Source organism: Krasilnikovia cinnamomea (genome assembly GCF_004217545.1).
GTDB classification, from domain to species: Bacteria; Actinomycetota; Actinomycetes; order Mycobacteriales; family Micromonosporaceae; genus Actinoplanes; species Actinoplanes cinnamomeus.
Window position 1 is genome coordinate 4,108,749 of the sequence record NZ_SHKY01000001.1, and the last position, 22,162, is coordinate 4,130,910.

The window sequence follows — 22,162 nt, forward strand, 5'->3', positions numbered from 1 at the left end:
TACGACTCCCTGACCCTCCACAGACGACCACTTCTGTCAGAAACGCCATCACCGCAGGTTGTAGCGCAGTCAACGCCATCGAAGGAGGTACGGCACTCATGCAAAACCGCAACTTTCTGACGCTCGCCGAGTTCCTCGCCGAGCTGGACGTGCCGAAGTCGACCTTCTTCCGCTGGAAGGCCATCGGCGAGGCGCCCCGTACCTACAAGCTGCCCAACGGGCAGCTCCGAATCCGCCGTACCGACTTCGATGCCTGGATGGCCGCGCGTGAGGAGCCGCAAGCAGCATGAACACCAGTTATGACGTGCGCGTGTGGAAGATCCGAGAGCACAAGGGCAAGGACCGGAAGACCGGCAAGCCGCGCAGTACGTACCGGGTGCGTTGGCTGGTCGCGGGGGTGGACCACGGCAAGAGCTACCAGACGAGGGCGCTCGCCGAGAGCTTCCGTTCCAAGCTGATCACAGCGCAGCGGGAGGGTGTCACATTCGACGTGGTGAGCGGCCTGCCCGAGCCGATGGCCCGCGAGCTGAACAGCCGGTCATGGTTCGAGCACGCCGTGGCCTACGTGGACATGAAGTGGCCCCGCGCCTCAGCGAAGCACCGGAAGGGCATTGCCGAGAGCCTGGCTCAGGCGACGATGGCCCTCTTCGCTACTGACCGTGGGGCGCCGCCGGACGCGGTTCTTCGGCGAGCGCTCGGCACCTACGTATTCAACAAAGCGCGCCGTGACCACAGTGAGCCGCCGCCGGATCTGGCAGCGGCGGTGGCGTGGGCGGCAAGCAATACGGTCGGGTTGTCTGCTCTCGCGGACGCGGCGTTGGTTCGCAAGGCGCTTGACAGCCTGGCCGTGCTGCTCGACGGCAAGGCTGCTGCCGCGAGCACCGTAGCCCGAAAGCGAGCGGTGTTCAGCGGGGCGCTCCGGTACGCGGTCGAGCTGGGCCACCTTGATTCGCACCCCATGGAGCGGGTGAGCTGGACCGCGCCGAAGAACACCGACGAGGTGGACCGTCAGGTTGTTGCCAACCCGACCCAGGCGCGAGCGCTACTCGCGGCCGTGGACTCTGCGATGCCAGAGATGACGGCGTTCTTCGGGTGCATGTACTACGCCGCGCTGCGGCCGGAGGAAGCGCTGCACCTTCGGGAGGACGAGTACGAGCGGCCGAAGCGCGAGGGCGGGTGGGGATGGCTTCACCTCACCGGGGCGACGGTGGCAGTGGGCAACGGGTGGGGCGACGTCGAGGGCACGATCGAGCATCGGGCGCTCAAGCACCGAGGACGCAACGCGACCCGCGACGTGCCAGCCACCCCCGCGCTCTGCGACCTGCTGGACCGCCACATTGCCGCCTATCCGGCCGGGGCGAACGGACGCCTGTTCGTCACCCGGCGGGGGCCTTGGGGCGCATACCGGCCGACGGCGGGGCAGCCGCTCACGAACAACGCCTACGGCACCGCCTGGCGTAAGGCCCGTGAGAAGGCCCTGACCCCCGCACAGCAGCGCTCGCCACTCGCCCGACGGCCATACGACCTGCGGCACGCGGCGGTGTCGCTGTGGCTCAACGCAGGGGTCCATGCGCCCCAGGTCGCCGAGTGGGCCGGGCACAGCGTCCACGTCCTGATGAAGGTCTACGCCAAGTGCGTCGACGGTGAGCAGGAGGCGGCCAAGAGGCGGATCGAGGCAGCGCTGAACGCCGAGCCGACGATCACCATCCCGAGTGAATCTTGACCGCAAACTTTGCCGCGCATTTGCCGTGACGAGTGAGATCAAGCGGTCCTGAGTGGGACCTAGTGGGACCAACGAGGAAGGCCCCTCTCTGCTGTTTTAGCAGGTGAGGGGCCTCTTCGAGCTTGTGGTGGCGGGTAGAGGATTCGAACCTCTGTAGCTTTCGCGACGGATTTACAGTCCGCTCCCATTGGCCGCTCGGGCAACCCGCCTGGGCACGCCACCACGGTCTCCCGGGGCAGCGGACAACAGGATAGCCGGACCCGTGGACGGATCTGCAACCGGGTACGGTCGGCATGTCGGAGGGCCGTCGCGCCTCCCGTACCCACATCGACACATCCCACCGCCGGGAGTTTGACCATGGCAGCCAATCCGTCGTTCGACATCGTCAGCAAGGTCGACCGGCAGGAGGTCGACAACGCCTTCCACCAAGCGGAGAAGGAGCTCGGCACCCGGTTCGACTTCCGGGGCACCGGCACCACGATCACCCGTTCGGGGGAGTCCGGGGTTTCGATCACCTCGGAGACGGAGGAGCGGGCCGCGGCAGCGCTCGACGTCTTCAAAGAGAAGTTGGTCAAGCGCAACATCTCGCTGAAGTCGCTGGACGCGGGGGAGCCACGCCAGTCCGGCAAGACGTACAAGATCGATTGCAAGGTTGTCGAGGGAATCGACACCGACAAGGCCAAGGCGATCAGCAAGAAGATCCGTGACGAGGGCCCCAAGGGCGTGCAGGCCCAGATCCAGGGCGACCAGCTCCGCGTGACGGGCAAGAAGCGTGACGACCTGCAGGCCGTGATCGCTCTGCTCAAGCAGGAGGATTTCGGCGTCGCCCTCCAGTTCACCAACTACCGCTAGCCGGCCGGGCCGGTCCGTCACGGGGCCGGCCCCTTCCCCGACTTCGGCCTTTGCGGTGGTCGATCGACTTCGGTACGGTCGGCCGCCGCGTCGTCCCGTTCGTCGGGGTCCTGGTCCTGCCGGTTTTCGCGGCCAGGCCCGGACCGCCGGGTCGCCATCAAGTACGGCGCTGCCTACCCGGCCGACCGGAACGGCTGATCCGCCCGTACGCCGCTCGTCCCGCCCGCAGACTGACGTCATGAGTGTCAGCGGATGGACGGTCGGCATCGGCCTGGCGGTCGGGGTGGGCCTCACGGCCATGGGCGTGACGATCCTGGCGACCCGTCGCATGCCCGCCGCCACGGCCCGCACCTTCCGTGACGCGCGCGCGGCCGGGCTCTACCATCTGCTTTTCGGCCTAGCGCTGCTCATCCTCGTGCTGGGGCTGTACCTGCCGGGCTCCGCCGCGTCCGCGATCAGCGCTGGGCTGGCGGTGGCGTTGGTCGCGGTGGCCGTGGTGCGCTTTCGCCCGCGCGGGCGGCGGTCGTCGCCGGACGACGAGGACGGGGAGGGGCGTTGATCGAGCCGGTTGTCGACCTGGCCTGGGTGCACGCGGCCGGGGCGCGGGCCGTCCTGGCCGATGTCCGCTGGTATCTCGACGGCCGTTCGGGCCGCGCCGCGTACGAGGCCGGGCATCTGCCGGGTGCGGTCTTCGTCGATCTGGACCGGTGGCTGGCCGGGCCGGCGTCGCCGGCCGAGGGCCGGCATCCGCTGCCGGATCCGGCGGTGTTCGCCGAGGGCATGGCCGCGCTCGGCATCGGCGACGACGACATGGTGATCGGGTACGACGACGCGGGCGGGGTGGTCGCGGCCCGGCTGGTGTGGATGCTGCGGGCGACCGGCCACGACGCGGCGCTGCTCGACGGCGGGCTTTCCGTGTACGGCGGTGAGCTGACCAGCGACGAGCCGCGCCGGCCACGGGCCATGTTCACGGCGCGTCCCTGGCCCGCGGGGCGGCTGGCGGACATCGACGCGGCGACCGATTCTTCCGTGGTGGTGCTGGACGCCCGGGATCCGGCGCGGTTCCGGGGCGAGGTCGAGCCGGTGGATCCGCGACCGGGGCACATTCCTGGTGCGCGAAACCTGCCCTGCCGCGACAACCTGGCCGCGGACGGCCGGTTCCGGCCGGTGGTGGAGCTGCGGGAGCGGTTCGCGGCGGTGGGTGCGGGAGCCGACACGATCTCGTACTGCGGATCCGGTGTGACGGCCTGCCACAACCTGCTGGCCCTTGAGTACGCCGGTCTCGGTCCGGGGCGGCTGTATCCGGGCTCGTGGTCGCAGTACAGCAGCGACCCGCGCCGTCCGGTGGCGACCGGCGACTAGTCAGTCGGGGCGCCGTCCGGCGAGGCCGCGCGCGGTGTCCACCTCGGCCGGGTCGAGGCCCTGGTATCCGGTGTCCTCATGCTGGCGTGCCTGTTCCTCGATCCAGCGGTTGTGCCCTTCCCAGGCGGCCTGTTTGCTGCTGCCGAGGGCGGCCCCGATCTGGGTCCAGGAGGCTCCGGCCGCGCGCGCTGAGCGGATCATCGGCTGGCGGCCGTAACCGGCCTTGCGGATGACCACCTCGCTGAGCGCGAGAAGCTCGAGCGACTCCTCGCGGGTGAGATGCGGCGTTTCGTCATCGGTGGCCATGGCGGCGAGCGCGTCCCGCATGCGCAACTCGTCGTATCGGGCTGTGGCGGTGACGAGAGTGTGTTGACGCTCCAGTTCGTCGGGTGAGGCCATACCGCAGTCTTTCGTCAAGCGGTCCTGACGTCAAGCCACCTTGACGACGGTGGCCAGAAAGGTCTCACTTCTCCCGCTAAATCAGACCTAAAGCTGCCAATTTTGCGGGGCGCGATTGCGCAAGTAACTCAGCCGTTCAGCCAGGATTTAGGGATGTGCGGCTTCGTGGGGCCTGTGGACACTGCCCGACGGACAAGGGGTGTGGCACCATCATGGAACCCCCCACCGGATGCGAGATTTACCAATAGGAGCACAACATGTCTGCAAGGAAGCTGAGCCGCTTCGCCGGCTTGGTTTTCGTGCTCGCCGCCCTGCTCGGCGGCGCTGGCGCCGCGACCCTGGCCGCAGAGCACGGGACCGGGGGATCGGCCACCGCGGCCACCCAGCAGCTGGCGGGCGACACCGTCTGGTCCTGATACCAGTCGCGCCCCCTGGGTGCGGCCGCACCGGATCGATTGATCGAGGAGCGCCATGACCGGGCGTCGGCCGTCGCCGCGGCGTTCGCCGGAGTACGCGTGGTTGATCACGACACCCCTCGCCGCGTTCGCGTTCATCTGCGCTCTGATCTTCTGGGTCTCCGACCCCACCTGGTACCGCGCTTGGCTCGGCGGCCTGGTTGCGCTCGCGGGCGTCATCCTGGCCGCCGTCGCCGTTCTCAACGTCCTCATCCGCCGGCAGAACACCTCGGTCGTGCTGACCGAGATCCCGCTCGTGCTGGCTATCTACTTCCTGCCCCCGATGATGGTGCTCACCGTCGTCACGATCGGTGCCGTGATCGCCCAGCTGCGGGCCCGGGTGGAACCAACCAAGCTGTGGTTCAACGTCGCCAAGTCCGGCGCCGCGACGTCGGCGGCGCTGCTCGTGGCCGCGGCCCTGCCGGACCTGCGCGGAGCGGCTCCCGGGACCTGGGGCATCCTCTTCGCCGCCTGCATCACCAGCGCCATCGTGTCGCACGTCGCGGTGGGCAGCGTCATCATGCTGCTGCAGGGTCCGCGGGCCGGCCAGGAGGCGTTGCGGTCCGCACCCGCCGCGATCGGTACGGCCTCCATCAACATCGCCGTCGGCCTGGTCTTCCTCGTCGCCCTGGACGCGACGCCGTGGGCGGGCATCCTGCTGGGCGTCCTGGTCGCCGCCGTGGTGTTGCTGTTCCGCTCGTTCGCGGGCTTCTTCCGCCAGCACCGCACGCTCGCGGATGTCTACGAGCTGACCCTGGCCGTCCGCGAGCACAGCAACGACGGCGGCCTGCCCGACGTGCTGCTCGGGCGGGTGCGTCGGCTCATGCGCGCCGAGTGCGCGACCCTCTGGTTGCCCGCCCAGGGCCGGCACCCGGAGGTGCTGCTCACGGCGCGCGTCGACGACGCGGGACTGCTCGACATCTCGCCCACCCCGACCGCCGTACGCGAGCGCGCGCTCGCCGGCCAGCACGCCATCGCGGTGGGCACGGCCTTCGACGACACCGCGGATCTCCGGAACACCCTGCGCGACGCGGGCGTCAAGGACGTCATCGCCATCCCGCTGCGCTCGGGCCAGACCACGGTCGGCTCCCTCGAGGTCGTCAACCGGCTCGGCGAGACGCAGACGTTCCGGCAGGCCGACGTGCAGGTGCTGGAGACGATCGCCGCGCACGCCGCGGTCGCGGTGGAGAATTCGCGCCTGGTCGACCGGCTGCGCTACGACGCGTACCACGACCGGCTCACCTCGCTGCCCAACCGGCGGCGCATGACGGACGCCCTGGCGGAGTCGGTCAAGGTCCGCGCGCCCGGCGAGGTCGTGGCCGTGCTGCTCTTCGACGTGGACGGACTGCGCGAGGTCAACGAGTCCATGGGCCACTCGGCGGGCGACAAACTGCTGGCCGAGGTCGCGGAGCGGCTGCGCAACATCGCCGGCCCCGGTTCGCTGGTCGGCCGGATCGGCGGCGACGAGTTCGTGGTCACGCTGCGCGCCGAGAGCACCGAGGCGACCGTGCGGCTGGCCACGGAGATGCGCGAGCAGCTGCGCGGCCCGATGGTGGTCGGCTCGCTGACCCTCGACGTGGACACGGCCGCGGGCGTCGCGGTCCAACCCGACCACGGCGACGACCCGGAGGCCCTGCTGCGCCGCGCCGAGCTGGCCGCCAACGCGGCCAAGATGCTTCCGTACGGGGTGCAGCTGTTCCATCCCGCGCTGGAGTCCCGGGCGGTGCGCCGCCTCGGGCTGGCCGCCGATCTGCGGCGCGCGCTGGACAACGGCGAACTGGACGTCTACTTCCAGCCCAAGGTCAGGCTGTCCGACCGGCACCTGGTCGGGGTGGAGTGCCTCGCCCGCTGGCAGCATCCGGCGCACGGCGAGGTGGCACCGGAGGACTTCATCGCGGTCGCCGAGCACACCGGCCAGTTGCACCGGCTCACCGAGGTGGTGCTCACGATGGGCCTGCGCCGGTGCCGGGCCTGGGCGGACGCCGACCGTCCCCTGTCCATCGCGGTCAACCTGTCCGCGCGCACCCTGCTCGACAGCCGGTTCCCCGAGCTGGTGCACCGGCTGATCAAGGAGTCCGGGGTCCCGCCGGCGCAGATCACCTTCGAGATCTCCGAGCCCGGCATGCTGGGCGAGATCGAGCGGGCCCTGCCCACCCTGTACCGGTTGCGCGACCTCGGGGTGCGCCTGTCCGTCGACGACTTCGGTACGGGCGCCTCATCGCTGTCGTACCTGCGCCAGCTGCCGGTGCAGGAGGTGAAGATCGACGACAGCTTCGTGCAGGGCATGGCGACCGACACCGGTGACCTCGCGATCGTGCGCGCGGTGATCAGCCTGTCCCGGGAGTTCGGGCTCACCGTGGTGGCCGAGGGGGTGGAGAGCGAGCTGACCCTGGAGCTGCTGGAGGAGATGGGCTGCGAGATCGGTCAGGGCTATCTGTTCAGCCGTCCCCTGCCGTACGAGCGTCTGGAGGCCTGGTTCAGTGCCCAGACCGAGCCCGAGTCCACCCCGACGGGCGAGGTCAGACGCCTGCGCGCGGTGATCTGACCGGGTGCCGTCCGGCGTTCGAGGGCTTCCGGACACGGATCTCCCAGGCGGGCGGGGGATCCGATTTCACCTCCGCTGAGCGGCCGTGTACTCTTACCCCTGCGCATCACGCGAGAGATCGCGCGCCCCCTTAGCTCAGTCGGCAGAGCGTCTCCATGGTAAGGAGAAGGTCTACGGTTCGATTCCGTAAGGGGGCTCCAACCGGGTTCGTTTCCGCCACAGAGCTGGACTCGGCTCGGCTCGGCGGTGTAGCTCAGTTGGCAGAGCAAGCGGCTCATAATCGCTGTGTCGCCGGTTCAAGTCCGGCCACCGCTACTCATCCGGGATTCGTCCCGGATGCCGCGCAAGTAAAGGGCGCTCAACGGCGTCCGTTTTGCATGTCCGGCTAGGCACCGTCTACGCTGGCATGCCGTTAGCACCCCTGTGAGCAGGAAGGCACCCCGCCATGGCCAAGGCGACCGACGTCCGCCCGAAGATCACCCTGGCGTGTACGGAGTGCAAGGAGCGGAACTACATCACTCGCAAGAACCGGCGCAACGACCCGGACCGCATCGAGATGAAGAAGTTCTGCCCCCGGGACGGCAAGCACACCCTGCACCGCGAGACGCGCTGATCTCTCGTACCTGAATTCTTTCGGCGTGGCGGCGACCGTGACGGTCGCCGCCACGCCTGCTTTCTGTTCCGGTGGAGGGTAGGTTCGGCCCATGCCCCTGGATCAGTCCTTCGTCGGCCGGAGCTTCCCGCCGACCCCGCCCTACCTGGTGGGCCGCGAAAAGATCCGTGAGTTCGCGACCGCGATCGGCGCGACCGAGCCGGAATATCACGACCCCGAGGCGGCCCGAGCGCTCGGCTACCCGGACGTGCTGGCGCCGCCCACCTTCCCGGTGGTGGTGACCATGGCGGCGAGCCAGCAGATCGTCACCGACCCCGAACTCAACCTGGACTACAGCCGGGTGGTGCACGGCGACCAGCGGTTCGCCTACACCCGTCCGGTGGTCGCCGGGGACGCGCTGGTCTGCGTCAACACGATCGAGGAGATCACCACCCGGGGCGGGCACGACTTCCTCACCACCCGCACCGACGTCACCACCGAGGCCGGCGAGCCGGTCGTCACGGCCTGGTCGAAGCTCGTCCAGCGCGGGGAGGATCACGCATGAGCGGCGACGTGCTGCCGGTGCAGCGGTTCCGGGTCACCCGTGCCGACCTGGTGCGGTACGCGGGCGCCTCGGGCGACTTCAACCCGATCCACTGGAGCGACCGGGTGGCTACCGGCGTCGGCCTGCCCGGGGTGATCGCGCACGGCATGTTCACCATGGCGCTGACCGGCCGGGCCGTGACCGCGTGGGCCGGCGCGCCCGACGCCGTGGTCGAGTTCAGTGTCCGGTTCGCCCGCCCTGTGCCCGTTCCCGACACGGACGAGGGTACGGAGGTGGAGGTCTCGGCCGTGGTCAAGGAGGTCACCGACGACGGGCTGACCCGGCTCGACCTGACCGCCACCTGTCAGGGGGAGAAAGTCCTGTCCCTGGCCAGGGCCACGATCCGTAAGCGGTGACCCGGTTCGCCCGCCCCGGGCCGGGGAGGGCGAGTTGGGATTCCGAGCGGCGTACCCGTACACTGGTGCGCCGTGGGGTACTGAACCCTGCCTTTCGTGTGCGGCATCTCTCGTGGGCGAATTGGTAGGACCCGCACAGGGGTGTAGCTCAATTGGCAGAGCAGCGGTCTCCAAAACCGCAGGCTGCAGGTTCAAGTCCTGTCACCCCTGCGCAACCGATCGGCGTGGCTTCCGGCGCCTCGCGCCGGACCGCCGGCGGCGGTCCGCCCGGCGCGGGCGGCCGGCACGAGCCCAGCGCACACCTGGCGCTGACGCGACATCCACCGACGACGGGAAGAGGGCGAAGTGGCCGAGAGGAAGCAACCCGGTGACGACGCCGCGGGCGGCCGCCCCGACAACGAGGTGCCCGATGACGCGACGTTCGAGGTCGAGGACGTCGCGGACGACGAGCCGGTAGGCCGCGGCGGCACTGCCGTTCGCGAGCGCAAGGCGAGCGCCGACAGCCCCAGGGCGAAGAAGGAAGGCCGGGTCGGCATCTTCGGCCGGATCGGTGGGTTCTTCCGCGAGGTCGTCAGCGAACTACGTAAGGTCATCTGGCCGACGCGTAAGGAACTGCTGACCTACACCGGCGTCGTGATCGTGTTCGTCACGGTCGTGACGGCGATCGTGGCTGTGCTGGACTACGGGTTCGCCAAGGCGGTCCTGTTCGCCTTCGGCGGCAAGAGCAGCTGACATTACGGAAGTGAGCGAGCGTGCCTGAGTACGACGAGACCGCCGACGAGCAGTCCTCGGTGGCCACGGCGGCCACCGACGAGTCGGTCGAGGCCGCCGGCACCGTGGAGACTGCCGCCCCGGAGGCGGACGACGACTACGACCCTGTGGCCGAGCTGCGGCAGAAGCTGCGTTACGCGCCCGGTGACTGGTACGTGGTGCATTCGTACGCCGGCTACGAGAACAAGGTGAAGACCAACCTCGAGACCCGGATCACCAGCCTCGACATGGAGGACTTCATCTTCCAGGTCGAGGTGCCGACCCGCGAAGAGGTCGAGGTCAAGAACGGCAAGCGCCTCCAGGTCCAGAACAAGGTCTTCCCGGGCTACATCCTGGTCCGCATGGACCTGACCCCGGAGTCGTACTCGTGCGTGCGCAACACGCCCGGGGTGACCGGCTTCGTGGGCTCGACGGACCGCGTCGACCGGCCGGCACCGCTGTCGCTCGACGAGGTGCTGAAGTGGCTGGCCCCGGCCGTCGAGGCCGAGGAGAAGAAGGCCAAGCCGGAGGTCCGGGTGCTGGACTTCGAGGTGGGCGACTCGGTCACCGTGACCGACGGTGCGTTCGCGTCGCTGCCGGCCTCGATCAGTGAGATCAACGCGGACCAGCAGAAGCTGAAGGTCCTGGTGTCGATCTTCGGCCGGGAGACCCCGGTCGAGCTCAACTTCAACCAGGTCACCAAGATCTAGCAACACGCAAGCCGTGGGAGGGGCGCGATCCGCGCGCTCCGCCATCTACCACAGGAGTAAAGAGAAAATGCAGCGCAGCAAGGGCTACCGCAAGGCGGCCGAGCAGATCGACGCCGCCAAGCTCTACGAGCCCGCCGACGCCATCAAGCTGGCGAAGGACACGAGCCCGACGAAGTTCGACGCCACGGTCGAGGTCGCGATGCGGCTCGGCGTGGACCCCCGCAAGGCGGACCAGATGGTCCGTGGCACGGTCAACCTGCCGCACGGCACGGGCAAGACCGCGCGCGTGATCGTCTTCGCCCAGGGCCCGAAGGCCGAGGAGGCCGTGGCCGCCGGTGCGGACGAGGTCGGCACGGACGAACTGGTCGCCCGGATCCAGGGCGGCTGGCTGGACTTCGACGCCGCGATCGCCACCCCGGACCAGATGGCCAAGATCGGCCGGATTGCCCGTATCCTCGGCCCCCGTGGCCTGATGCCGAACCCGAAGACCGGCACGGTGACCATGGACGTCGCCAAGGCGGTCTCGGACATCAAGGGCGGCAAGATCACCTTCCGGGTGGACAAGCACTCGAACCTGCACCTGATCATCGGTAAGGCGTCGTTCTCGGCCGACCAGCTGGTCGACAACTACGCCGCGGTCCTCGACGAGGTCCTGCGCGCGAAGCCGTCCGCGGCCAAGGGCAAGTACCTCAAGAAGGTCACCGTCACCACCACCATGGGCCCGGGCATCCAGATCGACCCGAACGTGGTGAAGAACCTGCGCGAGAGCGCCGACGTCTGACGTCACGCCGCATCGCGTCGAGAGCCCCCCGGACCATTCCGGGGGGCTCTCGCATGTCCCAGATCCCCGGTCGGAGTCGACGGCCGCTCCGACCGTGATGCCGTCGGCGATCGGGAACAAGCCGCGTGGCGGGGACGACCCGCGAGGCACGAGATGGGCGGATTTGGTTTCGCGGGCGGGGCCGCGTACTCTTCGTTTCGAAGTTCCACCCACAGACCGCCGGTCGCCGTGGCACCCGTCGTCGGACAGTTTCGTTCTCCGACGGAGGCCGCAGCCGAAGGCCCCGCAACCCGCGGGCGGCCCGCGCAGGGGAGAACGGTTCGCGACCATCGTCTGCGAGCCGCGGTCCTAGCCGACCGCGTCTGGCCGTCAATGTCCGCCCCGTGCGCTCACCTGCGCCGGGGCGTTTCTCGTGTTCGGGCCTGGATCTTCCGGCGGCTCGAGCAAGGAGAGAGGAGGGACATGGCGGACAAGCCGGTCCGGGCCGACAAGGCCACTGCCGTTGCCGAACTGACGGACCAGTTCCGGAACTCGAAGGCCGCTGTGTTGACCGAGTACCGCGGTCTCACGGTTGCCCAGCTCACCGAGCTGCGGCGGGCGCTCGGCAAGGAGACTACGTACTCCGTGTCGAAGAACACGCTCGCGAAGCGGGCGGCGACCGAGGCGGGCATCGAGGGTCTCGACGCGCTGTTCACCGGTCCTACCGCGCTCGCCTTCGTCAGCGGTGACCCGGTCGAGGCGGCCAAGGGTCTGCGGGCCTTCGCCAAGGCCCACCCGGTCATGGTCATCAAGGGCGGCGTCTTCGAGGGCAAGGCCATCACGGCCGCCGAGGTCAACAAGATCGCTGACCTCGAGTCCCGCGAGGTGCTGCTGGCCAAGCTGGCCGGCGCCATGAAGGGCAACTTGACGAAGGCGGCGGGCCTGTTCCAGGCGCCGCTGTCCAAGACTGCCCGCCTGGCGGCGGCACTGCAGGACAAGAAGAGCGCAGAGGGTTCCGCAGAGGGCTGAAGCCCCGCGCGGAGTTGACTTTTCATTTTCAGAAACAAGGAAAGGACGCCAGACATGGCGAAGCTCAGCACTGCGGAGCTGCTCGACGCGTTCAAGGAGATGACGCTGATCGAGCTCTCGGAGTTCGTGAAGCAGTTCGAGGAGACCTTCGAGGTCACCGCGGCCGCCCCGGTTGCCGTTGCGGCCGCCGCGGCCCCGGGTGGCGGCGACGGTGGCGCGGCCGAGGCCGAGAAGGACTCCTTCGACGTCGTTCTGGAGAGCGACGGCGGCAAGAAGATCCAGGTCATCAAGGTCGTGCGTGAGCTGACCGGCCTGGGCCTCAAGGAGGCCAAGGACGCCGTCGAGGGTGCCCCCAAGGCGATCCTGGAGGGTGTCAACAAGGAGAAGGCCGAGGCTGCCAAGGCCAAGCTCGAGGGCGAAGGCGCCAAGGTTACGCTCAAGTGAGCTGACGCTGCGTAACGGCAAAGGGTGGGGGTCCATTAGGGCCTCCACCTTTTGTCATTTCTGTGCTTTCGCAGGTCAGGTCGCCTTTCCGGGGCGGTCAGGTTGCCGACTGACAAATGTCGCCAACCCGTACCGGGCGTGCGTTATGGTCGCTATGCCGCGTCCGTTGGGCGACGGCACGGCGCCGAGACCCTTGACTGTGTGTCCGCTGGCAGGCACGCTGACATCAGCAAGTTTCCGCGCTTGCGACAGCCCGCCTGTGGGTACACCGAGACGAACGGGACCCGCGGACGGCACGAGGGAGAGACGCCGCGTTCCAGAGCGGCCCCGCTTGCGGCACCGGCCCCGAGAGGCGCCGGTAGGAGGCCGCGGGGACGCGCTCCGCAGCGCCCCTCGGCGAGGGCTGGACAGCGGTTAGCCGAGCGGCTACACTGCTAGTTTGCGCTGCCTTCTGTCTTGCGCCCTGCCAGGATATCCATCCGGATAACTTCCTGGGGGGTCCATTGGAGTGCACGCAGCCAGAAAGTGCACGCAGACAGTTGCATACCGCAGCTCAGCCGCATCAGCAGCACCGGTCCTCGGAAGGACGCATCTTGGCAGCTTCCCGCCCTGCGAAGACCAGTCGTACGTCGAGCGCATACGCTCCCCGCCGCATCTCGTTCGGCAGGATCACCGAGCAACTTGAGGTTCCCAACCTCCTCGCCATCCAGACCGAGTCCTTCGACTGGCTGGTCGGGAACGAGGCTTGGCAGGCTCGCTCGGCGGACGACCCGCACGCCCACTCGGGCCTCGCAGAGATCCTCGAAGAGATCAGTCCCATTGAGGACTTCTCCGGCACAATGTCGCTGTCCTTCTCGTCTCCACGATTTGACGAGGTCAAGGCCTCGATCGAGGAGTGCAAGGAGAAGGACCTGACCTACTGCGCCCCGCTGTTCGTGACCGCCGAATTCACCAACAACACCACTGGCGAGATCAAGAGCCAGACCGTGTTCATGGGTGACTTCCCGATGATGACCCCCAAGGGGACGTTCGTCATCAACGGCACGGAGCGCGTCGTGGTGAGTCAGCTCGTCCGCTCGCCGGGCGTGTACTTCACCAAGGAGCCGGACAAGACCTCCGACCGCGACCTGACCAGCGTCAAGGTCATCCCGAGCCGGGGTGCCTGGCTGGAGTTCGACATCGACAAGCGCGACACCGTCGGTGTCCGGATCGACCGCAAGCGCCGTCAGGCCGTCACCGTCCTGCTCAAGGCGATCGGCTGGTCGGCCGACCAGATCCGCGAGCGCTTCGGGTGGTCCGAGCTGCTCATGACCACGCTGGAGAAGGACCACATCGCGGGGCAGGACGAGGCCCTGCTGGACATCTACCGCAAGCTGCGTCCTGGCGAGCCCCCGACGCGGGAGAACGCCCAGACCCTGCTCGACAACCTCTTCTTCAACCCGAAGCGGTATGACGTCGCCAAGGTGGGCCGGTACAAGTTCAACAAGAAGCTCGAGATCGACGTCCCGATCGTCCGGGGCACGCTGACCGAGGAAGACGTCGTCCGGACCGTCGAGTACCTCTGCCGCCTGCACGCGGGCGAGGAGGGTTACGAGGCCGACGACATCGACCACTTCGGCAACCGGCGCCTGCGTACGGTGGGCGAGCTCATCCAGAACCAGGTCCGCGTGGGCCTGTCCCGGATGGAGCGCGTCGTGCGCGAGCGCATGACGACCCAGGACGTCGAGGCGATCACCCCGCAGACCCTGATCAACATCCGCCCGGTGGTGGCGGCGATCAAGGAGTTCTTCGGTACGTCGCAGCTGTCCCAGTTCATGGACCAGACCAACCCGCTGGCGGGCCTGACCCACCGGCGCCGGCTGAGCGCGCTCGGCCCGGGTGGTCTGTCCCGGGAGCGGGCCGGCTTCGAGGTCCGTGACGTGCACCCGTCGCACTACGGCCGGATGTGCCCGATCGAGACGCCCGAGGGGCCGAACATCGGTCTGATCGGCGCGCTGTCGACCTTCGCCCGGGTCAACCCGTTCGGCTTCATCGAGACGCCGTACCGGCGGGTCGACAACGGCCGGGTCACCGACGAGGTCGACTACCTGACCGCCGACGAGGAAGACCGGTTCATCAAGGCGCAGGCCAACGCCACGCTCTCCAGCGACGGCACCTTCGCCGAGGACCGCGTCCTGGTCCGCCGGAAGGGCGGTGAGGTCGACTACGTGCCCGGCACGCAGGTCGACTACATGGACGTCTCGCCGCGGCAGATGACCTCGGTCGCGACCGCGATGATCCCGTTCCTCGAGCACGACGACGCCAACCGTGCCCTCATGGGCGCGAACATGCAGCGTCAGGCCGTACCGCTGGTCAAGGCCGAGGCGCCGCTGGTCGGCACCGGCATGGAGTACCGCGCCGCGGTCGACGCCGGTGACGTGGTCGTCGCCGAGGTCGGTGGCGTGGTCGAGGACCTGTGCGCCGACTACGTGACGGTGCACCAGGACGACGGCCACCGGCGTACGTACCTGCTGCACAAGTTCCGCCGCAGCAACGCCGGCTCCTGCGTCAACCAGAAGCCGGTGGTGTTCGAGGGCGACCGGGTCGAGGCCGGCCAGGTCATCGCGGACGGCCCGTGCACCGACGACGGCGAGATGGCCCTGGGCCGCAACCTGCTCGTCGCGTTCATGTGCTGGGAGGGCCACAACTACGAGGACGCGATCATCCTGTCGCAGCGCCTCGTGCAGCAGGACGTGCTCACCTCGATCCACATCGAGGAGCACGAGGTCGACGCCCGCGACACCAAGTTGGGTCCGGAGGAGATCACCCGCGACATCCCCAACGTCAGCGAGGAGATGCTCGCTGACCTGGACGAGCGCGGCATCATCCGGATCGGTGCCGAGGTCGTGCCCGGTGACATCCTGGTCGGCAAGGTCACGCCCAAGGGCGAGACCGAGCTGACCCCCGAGGAGCGGCTGCTGCGCGCGATCTTCGGTGAGAAGGCCCGGGAGGTCCGGGACACCTCGCTGAAGGTGCCGCACGGCGAGACCGGCACGGTGATCGGCGTCCGGACGTTCTCCCGCGAGGACGGCGACGAGCTGCCGCCGGGCGTCAACGAGCTGGTCCGGGTGTACGTGGCCCAGAAGCGCAAGATCCAGGACGGTGACAAGCTCGCCGGCCGCCACGGCAACAAGGGCGTCATCTCGAAGATCCTGCCGGTCGAGGACATGCCGTTCCTGGAGGACGGCACCCCGGTCGACATCGTGCTCAACCCGCTCGGTGTGCCGAGCCGGATGAACATCGGCCAGGTCCTGGAGACCCACCTCGGGTGGATCGCCAAGACCGGCTGGTCGGTTGACGGCGAGAACGAGGACTGGAAGCGCCAGCTGCGGGCGATCGACGCCCACGAGTCGCCCGCCGACTCGAACGTGGCGACCCCGGTCTTCGACGGTGCCCGCGAGGAGGAGATCAAGGGCCTGCTCGAGTCCACCCTGGTCAACCGCGATGGTCAGCGGCTGGTCAACGGTGACGGCAAGGCGCAGCTGTTCGACGGCCGCTCCGGCGAGCCGCTGCCGGACCCGATCTCGGTCGGGTACGTCTACATCCTGAAGCTGAACCACCTGGTCGACGACAAGATCCACGCACGGTCGACCGGTCCGTACTCCATGATCACGCAGCAGCCGCTGGGCGGTAAGGCCCAGTTCGGTGGCCAGCGGTTCGGTGAGATGGAGTGCTGGGCGATGCAGGCCTACGGGGCGGCGTACGCCCTGCAGGAACTGCTGACCATCAAGTCCGACGACGTGCTCGGCCGCGTGAAGGTGTACGAGGCCATCGTCAAGGGCGAGAACATCCCGGAGCCGGGAATCCCCGAGTCGTTCAAGGTGCTGCTCAAGGAGCTGCAGTCGCTGTGCCTGAATGTTGAGGTGCTCTCCAGCGACGGCGTGGCTCTGGAGATGCGCGAGACCGACGACGAGGTCTTCCGGGCCGCGGAAGAACTCGGCATCGACCTGTCCCGTCGCCCGAACGAGGGCGTCAGCAGCGTCGAAGAGATCTGACGGAGAGCGTCCCCGGTGAGTAACTGACCGGGGACGCCCCCGCCGGCCTGGAAACCCATCCGAGCAAGGAAACACGAGGGATAGACCAAGTGCTCGACGTCAACTTCTTCGACGAGTTGCGCATCGGCCTGGCCACCGCCGACGACATCCGGCAGTGGTCGCACGGCGAGGTCAAGAAGCCCGAGACGATCAACTACCGCACGCTCAAGCCCGAGAAGGACGGACTCTTCTGCGAGAAGATCTTCGGTCCGCAGCGGGACTGGGAGTGCTACTGCGGCAAGTACAAGCGGGTCCGGTTCAAGGGCATCATCTGTGAGCGCTGCGGCGTCGAGGTGACCCGCTCCAAGGTGCGCCGTGAGCGCATGGGGCACATCGAGCTGGCCGCGTCGGTCACGCACATCTGGTACTTCAAGGGTGTGCCGAGCCGGCTGGGCTACCTGCTCGACCTGGCTCCCAAGGATCTCGAGAAGATCATCTACTTCGCCTCGTACGTGATCACGAGCGTGGACGCCGAAGCGCGTCACCGCGACATGTCCACGATCGAGAACGAGATCTTCGCCGAGAAGCGCCAGGCGGAGAACGGCCGCGACTCGGAGATCGAGAAGCGCGCCGCCAAGCTGGAGCAGGACCTCGCCGAGCTGGAGGCCGAGGGCGCCAAGGCGGACGTGCGCCGCAAGGTCAAGGAGGCTGGCGAGCGCGAGATGCGCCAGATCCGCGACAAGGCGCAGCGCGAGATCGACCGCCTCGACGAGGTGCTCGACACCTTCCGCAAGCTCGACTCGAAGCAGCTGGTCACCGACGAGCTGCTCTACCGCGAGCTGCGCGACCGTTTCGGTGAGTACTTCACCGGCGGCATGGGTGCCGAGGCGATCAAGGCGCTGCTGGAGGCCATGGACCTCGACGCCGAGGCGGAGAACCTCCGCGAGATCATCCGTACCGGCAAGGGGCAGCGGAAGATCCGGGCGCTCAAGCGGCTGAAGGTGGTCGCGGCGTTCCTGAACACCCGCAACTCGCCGCTGGGCATGGTGCTGGACTGCGTCCCGGTCATCCCGCCGGACCTGCGCCCGATGGTGCAGCTCGACGGTGGCCGCTTCGCCACCAGCGACCTGAACGACCTGTACCGCCGGGTGATCAACCGCAACAACCGGCTCAAGCGCCTGATCGACCTGGGCGCGCCCGAGATCATCGTCAACAACGAGAAGCGGATGCTGCAGGAGGCCGTCGACGCGCTGTTCGACAACGGCCGCCGCGGCCGGCCGGTCACCGGCCCGGGCAACCGCCCGCTGAAGTCGCTGTCCGACATGCTCAAGGGCAAGCAGGGCCGCTTCCGGCAGAACCTGCTGGGCAAGCGCGTCGACTACTCCGGCCGTTCCGTCATCGTCGTCGGCCCCCGGCTCAAGCTGCACCAGTGCGGCCTGCCGAAGCAGATGGCGCTGGAGCTGTTCAAGCCGTTCGTGATGAAGCGCCTGGTGGACCTCAACCACGCGCAGAACATCAAGTCGGCCAAGCGCATGGTCGAGCGGCAGCGCCCGGTCGTGTGGGACGTCCTGGAAGAGGTCATCAGCGAGCACCCCGTGCTGCTGAACCGCGCGCCGACCCTGCACCGCCTCGGCATCCAGGCGTTCGAGCCGCAGCTGGTCGAGGGCAAGGCGATCCAGATCCACCCGCTCGTCTGCACCGCGTTCAACGCGGACTTCGACGGTGACCAGATGGCGGTGCACGTGCCGCTGTCGGCCGAGGCGCAGGCCGAGGCCCGGATCCTCATGCTGTCGTCCAACAACATCCTCAAGCCGGCCGACGGCAAGCCGGTCACCATGCCCACCCAGGACATGGTCATCGGCCTGTACCACCTGACCCACCTCACGCCGGGGCAGAAGGGCGAGGGCCGCGTGTTCTCGTCCGACGCCGAGGCGCGGATGGCGTTCGACAACGGCGAGCTGCACCTGCAGGCGCCGGTGAAGATCCGGCTCCGCGAGGTCGTCGAGGTGGACAACGGCGCCAAGGGCGAGCCGTGGGTGCAGCCGGAGGGCTGGACGCCGGGCGAGCCGGTGCTCGTGGAGACCACCCTCGGCCGGGTGATCTTCAACGAGACGCTGCCGCCGGGCTACCGGTACGTCAACTACGAGATCCGCAAGGGTCAGCTGTCGGCGATCGTCAACGACCTCGCCGAGCGCTTCCCGAAGGTCGCCCTGGCGGCCACGCTGGACGCGCTCAAGGAGGCCGGCTTCCACTGGGCCACCTGGTCCGGTGTGACGATCGGCATGGGCGACGTCATCGGCCCGCCGCGCAAGCCGGAGATCCTGAGCCGCTACCAGGTCGAGGCGGACCGGATCGACAAGCAGTACCAGCGTGGTCTGATGACCGCCGAGGAGCGTCGCGGCGAGCTGATCGAGATCTGGACCAAGGCGACCAACGAGATCTCCAAGGAGATGGAGACCGCGCTGCCGCAGGAGAACCCGCTCTGGGTGATGATCAACTCCGGTGCCCGCGGTAACCTGCTCCAGCTCCGGCAGATCGCCGCGATCCGTGGTCTGGTGGCCAACCCCAAGGGCGAGATCATCCCGCGGCCGATCACCTCGTCGTACCGCGAGGGTCTGACCGTGCTGGAGTACTTCATCTCCACGCACGGTGCCCGTAAGGGTCTGGCCGACACCGCGCTGCGGACCGCCGACTCGGGTTACCTGACCCGGCGTCTGGTGGACGTCTCCCAGGACGTCATCATCCGCGAGGAGGACTGCGGCACCGACCGCGCGATCCCGATGCAGGTGGCGGACAGGGTGGACGGCGGGCTCGTCGTGCACGTGCATGCCGAGACCGGCGTGCACGCCCGGACGCTGGCCGACACCATGACGGACGCCAGCGGCAACGTCGTGGTCGAGCGGGGTGCGGACCTCAACTCGATTCTGGTCGACAAGCTGGTCGCCGCGGGCGTCGAGAACGTCCGGGTGCGCAGCGTGCTGACCTGTGAGTCGAAGCTGGGCGTCTGCGCGGCCTGCTACGGCCGCTCGCTGCCGACCGGCAAGTCGGTCGACATCGGCGAGGCGGTCGGCATCATCGCGGCCCAGTCCATCGGTGAGCCGGGTACGCAGCTGACGATGCGTACCTTCCACACCGGTGGTGTCGCGGGTGAGGACATCACCCAGGGTCTGCCGCGTGTGCAGGAGATCTTCGAGGCCCGCGTGCCCAAGGGCAAGGCGCCCATCGCCGACACCCCGGGCCGCATCCGCATCGAGGACGGCGAGCGCTCGCGGAAGATCGTCGTGATCCCGGACGACGGCAGCGACGAGATCGTGTACGACAAGATCTCGAAGCGCGTGAAGCTGCGGGCGCACGACGGCGACCACGTCGAGGTCGGCGAGAAGCTCACCGAGGGCACCATCGACCCGCACGAGCTGCTGCGGATCATGGGTCCGCGGGCGGTCCAGGTCCACCTGACCCAGGAGGTCCAGGAGGTCTACCGCTCGCAGGGTGTGCTCATCCACGACAAGCACATCGAGATCATCATCCGCCAGATGCTCAAGCGGGTGACGGTCATCGACTCCGGCGCGACCGAGTTCCTGCCGGGCGTGCTGGTCGACCGGGCGCTGTTCGAGTCGGAGAACCGCCGGCTCGTCGGCGAGGGCGGCGAGCCCGCCGCCGGTCGTCCCGTACTGATGGGTATCACCAAGGCCTCGCTGGCCACCGACTCCTGGCTCTCGGCGGCCTCCTTCCAGGAGACCACCCGGGTGCTGACCGACGCGGCGATCAACTCGCGCAGCGACTCGCTCGTCGGCCTCAAGGAGAACGTCATCATCGGCAAGCTCATCCCGGCCGGTACGGGCATCAGCAAGTACCGCAACATCCGGGTCGAGCCCACCGAGGAGGCCAAGGCCAAGGTGTACTCGATGACCGGGTACCCGGAGACCGACTACGGGTTCGGGCCGGCCAGCGGGCAGGCCGTGCCGCTGGACGACTTCGACTTCGGGTCGTACCGCTAAGAGTTTCCGGTTGGACGCCGGGGGCGGCCGCGCATCGCGCGGCCGCCCCCTCGGCGTTCCTAAGATGGCCTGGTGACCCTTCCCGCCGGCGTCCCGACCCGCCACCCGATGGATCCGGAGCCCGTGCCGTCCACGAAGGCCAAGGCGGTGTTCGTGCTCGGGTTGGCGGCGCTGCTGACCGGAGCGTTCGTCGGTGGCGTGATTCCGGCCACGATCGCGTTGCTGCTGGCCCGGCAGGCCGAGCGTCAGGCGTACGCGGCCGGCGGCTACCTGACCGGGGGCCGGTGGGTGCGCCGGGGCCGGGTGCTCGCCTGGACCGGGATCGTGCTGGCCGCGGGAACGCTGGTGGTGGCGGCCATCGCCGGGCTGTTGCATCTCGCGGGACCGCCGGGGCCGGACTTCGACTCCCGCACGGACTGAGACTTCCGCACGGACTGAGACTTCCGCACGGACTGAGACTTCCGCACGGACTGGGACTCCCGCACGGACTGGGACTCCCGCACGGACTGATTCCGCGCGCGGTGGCCGGGCTGCGGCGCGGCACGGACGGGTGACATGCTCGGGGGGTGACGCAGCCACCGGGTTCGTGGTCGGGCGGGCCGTTCGACGCGCCGCCGCCGACTTCCACCGTCCCCTTCCCGTCCGCCACGTCGGGGCAACCACAGGCGCCGGGTACGCCGGTGCCCGCCGGTGGCCCGTACCCGGCCCTGACGGCGGTCCCGCCGCCGCCCGCACCGGCGGAACGCTGGCGCCCGGCGCGGGTCGATCCGGTGGCGGGTACGGAATTCGGGCTGGTGCAGTACTCGGTGCCGCCGATCGCCTCCGGCCTCGCGACCGGCGCGCTGATCGCAGGCATCGCCTCGATCCTGGTGTCGACACTGGTGTTCTGCTTCGGGCTCTCCGGCGCCTCGGAGGGCTGGGGCGGCTGGGTGGGTGGCGCGTTCGCCCTGCTGGCCGTGCTGGCGGGCGGCGGTGCCATCGCGGTGGGGCTGGTGGGTATGCGGCAGATCCGCCGCTCCGGCGAGTCCGGCCGGGTCCGCTTCACCGGCCGGGGCCGCGCCATCGCGGGCATCTCGTGCGGCGGCGTGGGGGCCGGCCTGGCGCTGCTGGCGCTGGTGTTGACGCTCCTGTTGCAGTTCTCCTGACCCCCGTCGTCCTGGATCGGGCACTGCGGCCATGTGGTGTCGGGGCACCCGGTACACTTGGTGCGCGGAGATGTCCATCGTGGGAGCAGGTCTTGATGGGGACCGAGTTTCATGCTGAGAGCGGCGTGAAGCCAGGCCCTCGAGCCGCCTCGTTTTGACCTGCGTGCCTGCGATGGGTACTCTTTCCCCTCGTGCCTGGGCTTGCCCGGGCAACTCGTGCGTGCGCCCGAGTCGGTTAGTGCGACGGGGCAGCAGCACGATGGGCGTCGAGCCCTGACACAGACAAGACCCGCTGTGCAACGCGCGGCGGGACCGTGAGCCGGACGACACGCCCGACCGCGGGTGCCGGACGGGACCCCCCGCCCGGTGCACACAAGGCACTACGAGAAGACGGTGCGGCCGCAACAACGCGGCCGAAGGGAGCG

At 68.7% G+C, this 22,162-nt stretch carries 20 protein-coding genes and 4 tRNA genes; 22 read left to right on the forward strand and 2 right to left on the reverse strand.

The features are described from left to right. Window positions 1-98 precede the first annotated feature (98 nt). A complete protein-coding gene (locus EV385_RS18570) occupies window positions 99-290 on the forward strand; it encodes a helix-turn-helix transcriptional regulator (protein WP_130510611.1) in 192 nt (63 codons plus the stop codon). Continuing rightward, a complete protein-coding gene (locus tag EV385_RS18575) occupies window positions 287-1,723 on the forward strand; it encodes a tyrosine-type recombinase/integrase (RefSeq protein WP_130510612.1) in 1,437 nt (478 codons plus the stop codon). Before EV385_RS18570 ends, EV385_RS18575 begins: the two co-directional genes overlap by 4 nt. Before the next feature lie 125 nt (window positions 1,724-1,848). On the opposite strand, the gene EV385_RS18580 is transcribed toward EV385_RS18575, so the two are convergent. Then, window positions 1,849-1,932: transfer RNA gene (locus tag EV385_RS18580), tRNA-Tyr, on the reverse strand. A gap of 148 nt (window positions 1,933-2,080) precedes the next feature. Between EV385_RS18580 and EV385_RS18585 the strand changes: the two genes are divergently transcribed. The 3 genes from EV385_RS18585 (at window position 2,081) to EV385_RS18595 (ending at window position 3,937) form a co-directional block, all read left to right on the forward strand. Next, window positions 2,081-2,575: a YajQ family cyclic di-GMP-binding protein gene (locus EV385_RS18585; RefSeq protein WP_130510613.1), complete on the forward strand. Its 495-nt coding sequence runs from the start codon at window positions 2,081-2,083 to the stop codon at window positions 2,573-2,575. A 238-nt stretch (window positions 2,576-2,813) separates the two neighbouring features. Then, window positions 2,814-3,134: a hypothetical protein gene (locus EV385_RS18590; protein WP_130510614.1), complete on the forward strand. Its 321-nt coding sequence runs from the start codon at window positions 2,814-2,816 to the stop codon at window positions 3,132-3,134. Then, complete coding sequence (locus tag EV385_RS18595; protein WP_130510615.1) at window positions 3,131-3,937, forward strand: sulfurtransferase; 807 nt, start codon at window positions 3,131-3,133, stop codon at window positions 3,935-3,937. Before EV385_RS18590 ends, EV385_RS18595 begins: the two co-directional genes overlap by 4 nt. Here the strand turns inward: EV385_RS18595 and EV385_RS18600 are convergent, their stop codons facing one another. Further along, window positions 3,938-4,336, reverse strand: coding sequence for a hypothetical protein (locus EV385_RS18600; RefSeq protein WP_130510616.1), 399 nt, complete (start codon window positions 4,334-4,336; stop codon window positions 3,938-3,940). Between the two features lie 257 nt (window positions 4,337-4,593). Here EV385_RS18600 and EV385_RS33970 point away from each other — a divergent pair, with 257 nt between their 5' ends. The 17 genes from EV385_RS33970 to EV385_RS18680 all read left to right on the forward strand — a co-directional run bounded on the left by EV385_RS33970 (window position 4,594) and on the right by EV385_RS18680 (window position 21,737). Continuing rightward, the gene (locus EV385_RS33970) at window positions 4,594-4,752 is read left to right on the forward strand and encodes a hypothetical protein (protein ID WP_165449528.1); all 159 of its coding nucleotides are present in this window, start codon (window positions 4,594-4,596) and stop codon (window positions 4,750-4,752) included. Window positions 4,753-4,807: 55 nt separating this feature from the next. After that, window positions 4,808-7,336, forward strand: coding sequence for a putative bifunctional diguanylate cyclase/phosphodiesterase (locus EV385_RS18605; RefSeq protein ID WP_130510617.1), 2,529 nt, complete (start codon window positions 4,808-4,810; stop codon window positions 7,334-7,336). Window positions 7,337-7,460: 124 nt separating this feature from the next. After that, window positions 7,461-7,536, forward strand: a tRNA-Thr gene (locus tag EV385_RS18610). 42 nt (window positions 7,537-7,578) lie between these two features. After that, a tRNA-Met gene (locus EV385_RS18615) sits at window positions 7,579-7,651 on the forward strand. A gap of 130 nt (window positions 7,652-7,781) precedes the next feature. Further along, window positions 7,782-7,949, forward strand: a complete 168-nt coding sequence (gene rpmG / locus EV385_RS18620; protein WP_130510618.1) for a 50S ribosomal protein L33 — start codon at window positions 7,782-7,784, stop codon at window positions 7,947-7,949. 91 nt (window positions 7,950-8,040) lie between these two features. Beyond that, the gene (locus EV385_RS18625; protein ID WP_130510619.1) at window positions 8,041-8,493 is read left to right on the forward strand and encodes a MaoC family dehydratase N-terminal domain-containing protein; all 453 of its coding nucleotides are present in this window, start codon (window positions 8,041-8,043) and stop codon (window positions 8,491-8,493) included. Then, on the forward strand, window positions 8,490-8,888 hold the full coding sequence (locus EV385_RS18630; protein ID WP_130510620.1) for a MaoC family dehydratase: 399 nt from the start codon (window positions 8,490-8,492) through the stop codon (window positions 8,886-8,888). Before EV385_RS18625 ends, EV385_RS18630 begins: the two co-directional genes overlap by 4 nt. 137 nt (window positions 8,889-9,025) lie before the next feature. Continuing rightward, window positions 9,026-9,098: transfer RNA gene (locus EV385_RS18635), tRNA-Trp, on the forward strand. 135 nt (window positions 9,099-9,233) lie between these two features. Beyond that, window positions 9,234-9,620 (forward strand): preprotein translocase subunit SecE, encoded by a 387-nt coding sequence (gene secE, locus EV385_RS18640; protein ID WP_130510621.1) that lies wholly within the window; start codon window positions 9,234-9,236, stop codon window positions 9,618-9,620. Window positions 9,621-9,640: 20 nt separating this feature from the next. After that, the gene (nusG, locus tag EV385_RS18645; RefSeq protein WP_130510622.1) at window positions 9,641-10,348 is read left to right on the forward strand and encodes a transcription termination/antitermination protein NusG; all 708 of its coding nucleotides are present in this window, start codon (window positions 9,641-9,643) and stop codon (window positions 10,346-10,348) included. A gap of 67 nt (window positions 10,349-10,415) precedes the next feature. After that, the gene (rplA, locus tag EV385_RS18650) at window positions 10,416-11,129 is read left to right on the forward strand and encodes a 50S ribosomal protein L1 (RefSeq protein ID WP_130510623.1); all 714 of its coding nucleotides are present in this window, start codon (window positions 10,416-10,418) and stop codon (window positions 11,127-11,129) included. 462 nt (window positions 11,130-11,591) lie between these two features. Further along, complete coding sequence (rplJ, locus tag EV385_RS18655; RefSeq protein WP_130510624.1) at window positions 11,592-12,137, forward strand: 50S ribosomal protein L10; 546 nt, start codon at window positions 11,592-11,594, stop codon at window positions 12,135-12,137. A 54-nt stretch (window positions 12,138-12,191) separates the two neighbouring features. Next, a complete protein-coding gene (gene rplL, locus EV385_RS18660; protein ID WP_130510625.1) occupies window positions 12,192-12,581 on the forward strand; it encodes a 50S ribosomal protein L7/L12 in 390 nt (129 codons plus the stop codon). Between the two features lie 593 nt (window positions 12,582-13,174). Continuing rightward, window positions 13,175-16,615, forward strand: a complete 3,441-nt coding sequence (gene rpoB, locus EV385_RS18665; RefSeq protein WP_130510626.1) for a DNA-directed RNA polymerase subunit beta — start codon at window positions 13,175-13,177, stop codon at window positions 16,613-16,615. Window positions 16,616-16,704: 89 nt separating this feature from the next. Continuing rightward, window positions 16,705-20,592, forward strand: coding sequence for a DNA-directed RNA polymerase subunit beta' (locus EV385_RS18670; RefSeq protein WP_130510627.1), 3,888 nt, complete (start codon window positions 16,705-16,707; stop codon window positions 20,590-20,592). Window positions 20,593-20,700: 108 nt separating this feature from the next. Further along, complete coding sequence (locus tag EV385_RS18675) at window positions 20,701-21,012, forward strand: hypothetical protein (protein WP_130513406.1); 312 nt, start codon at window positions 20,701-20,703, stop codon at window positions 21,010-21,012. Between the two features lie 146 nt (window positions 21,013-21,158). After that, complete coding sequence (locus tag EV385_RS18680; protein WP_242624955.1) at window positions 21,159-21,737, forward strand: hypothetical protein; 579 nt, start codon at window positions 21,159-21,161, stop codon at window positions 21,735-21,737. Window positions 21,738-22,162 lie beyond the last annotated feature (425 nt).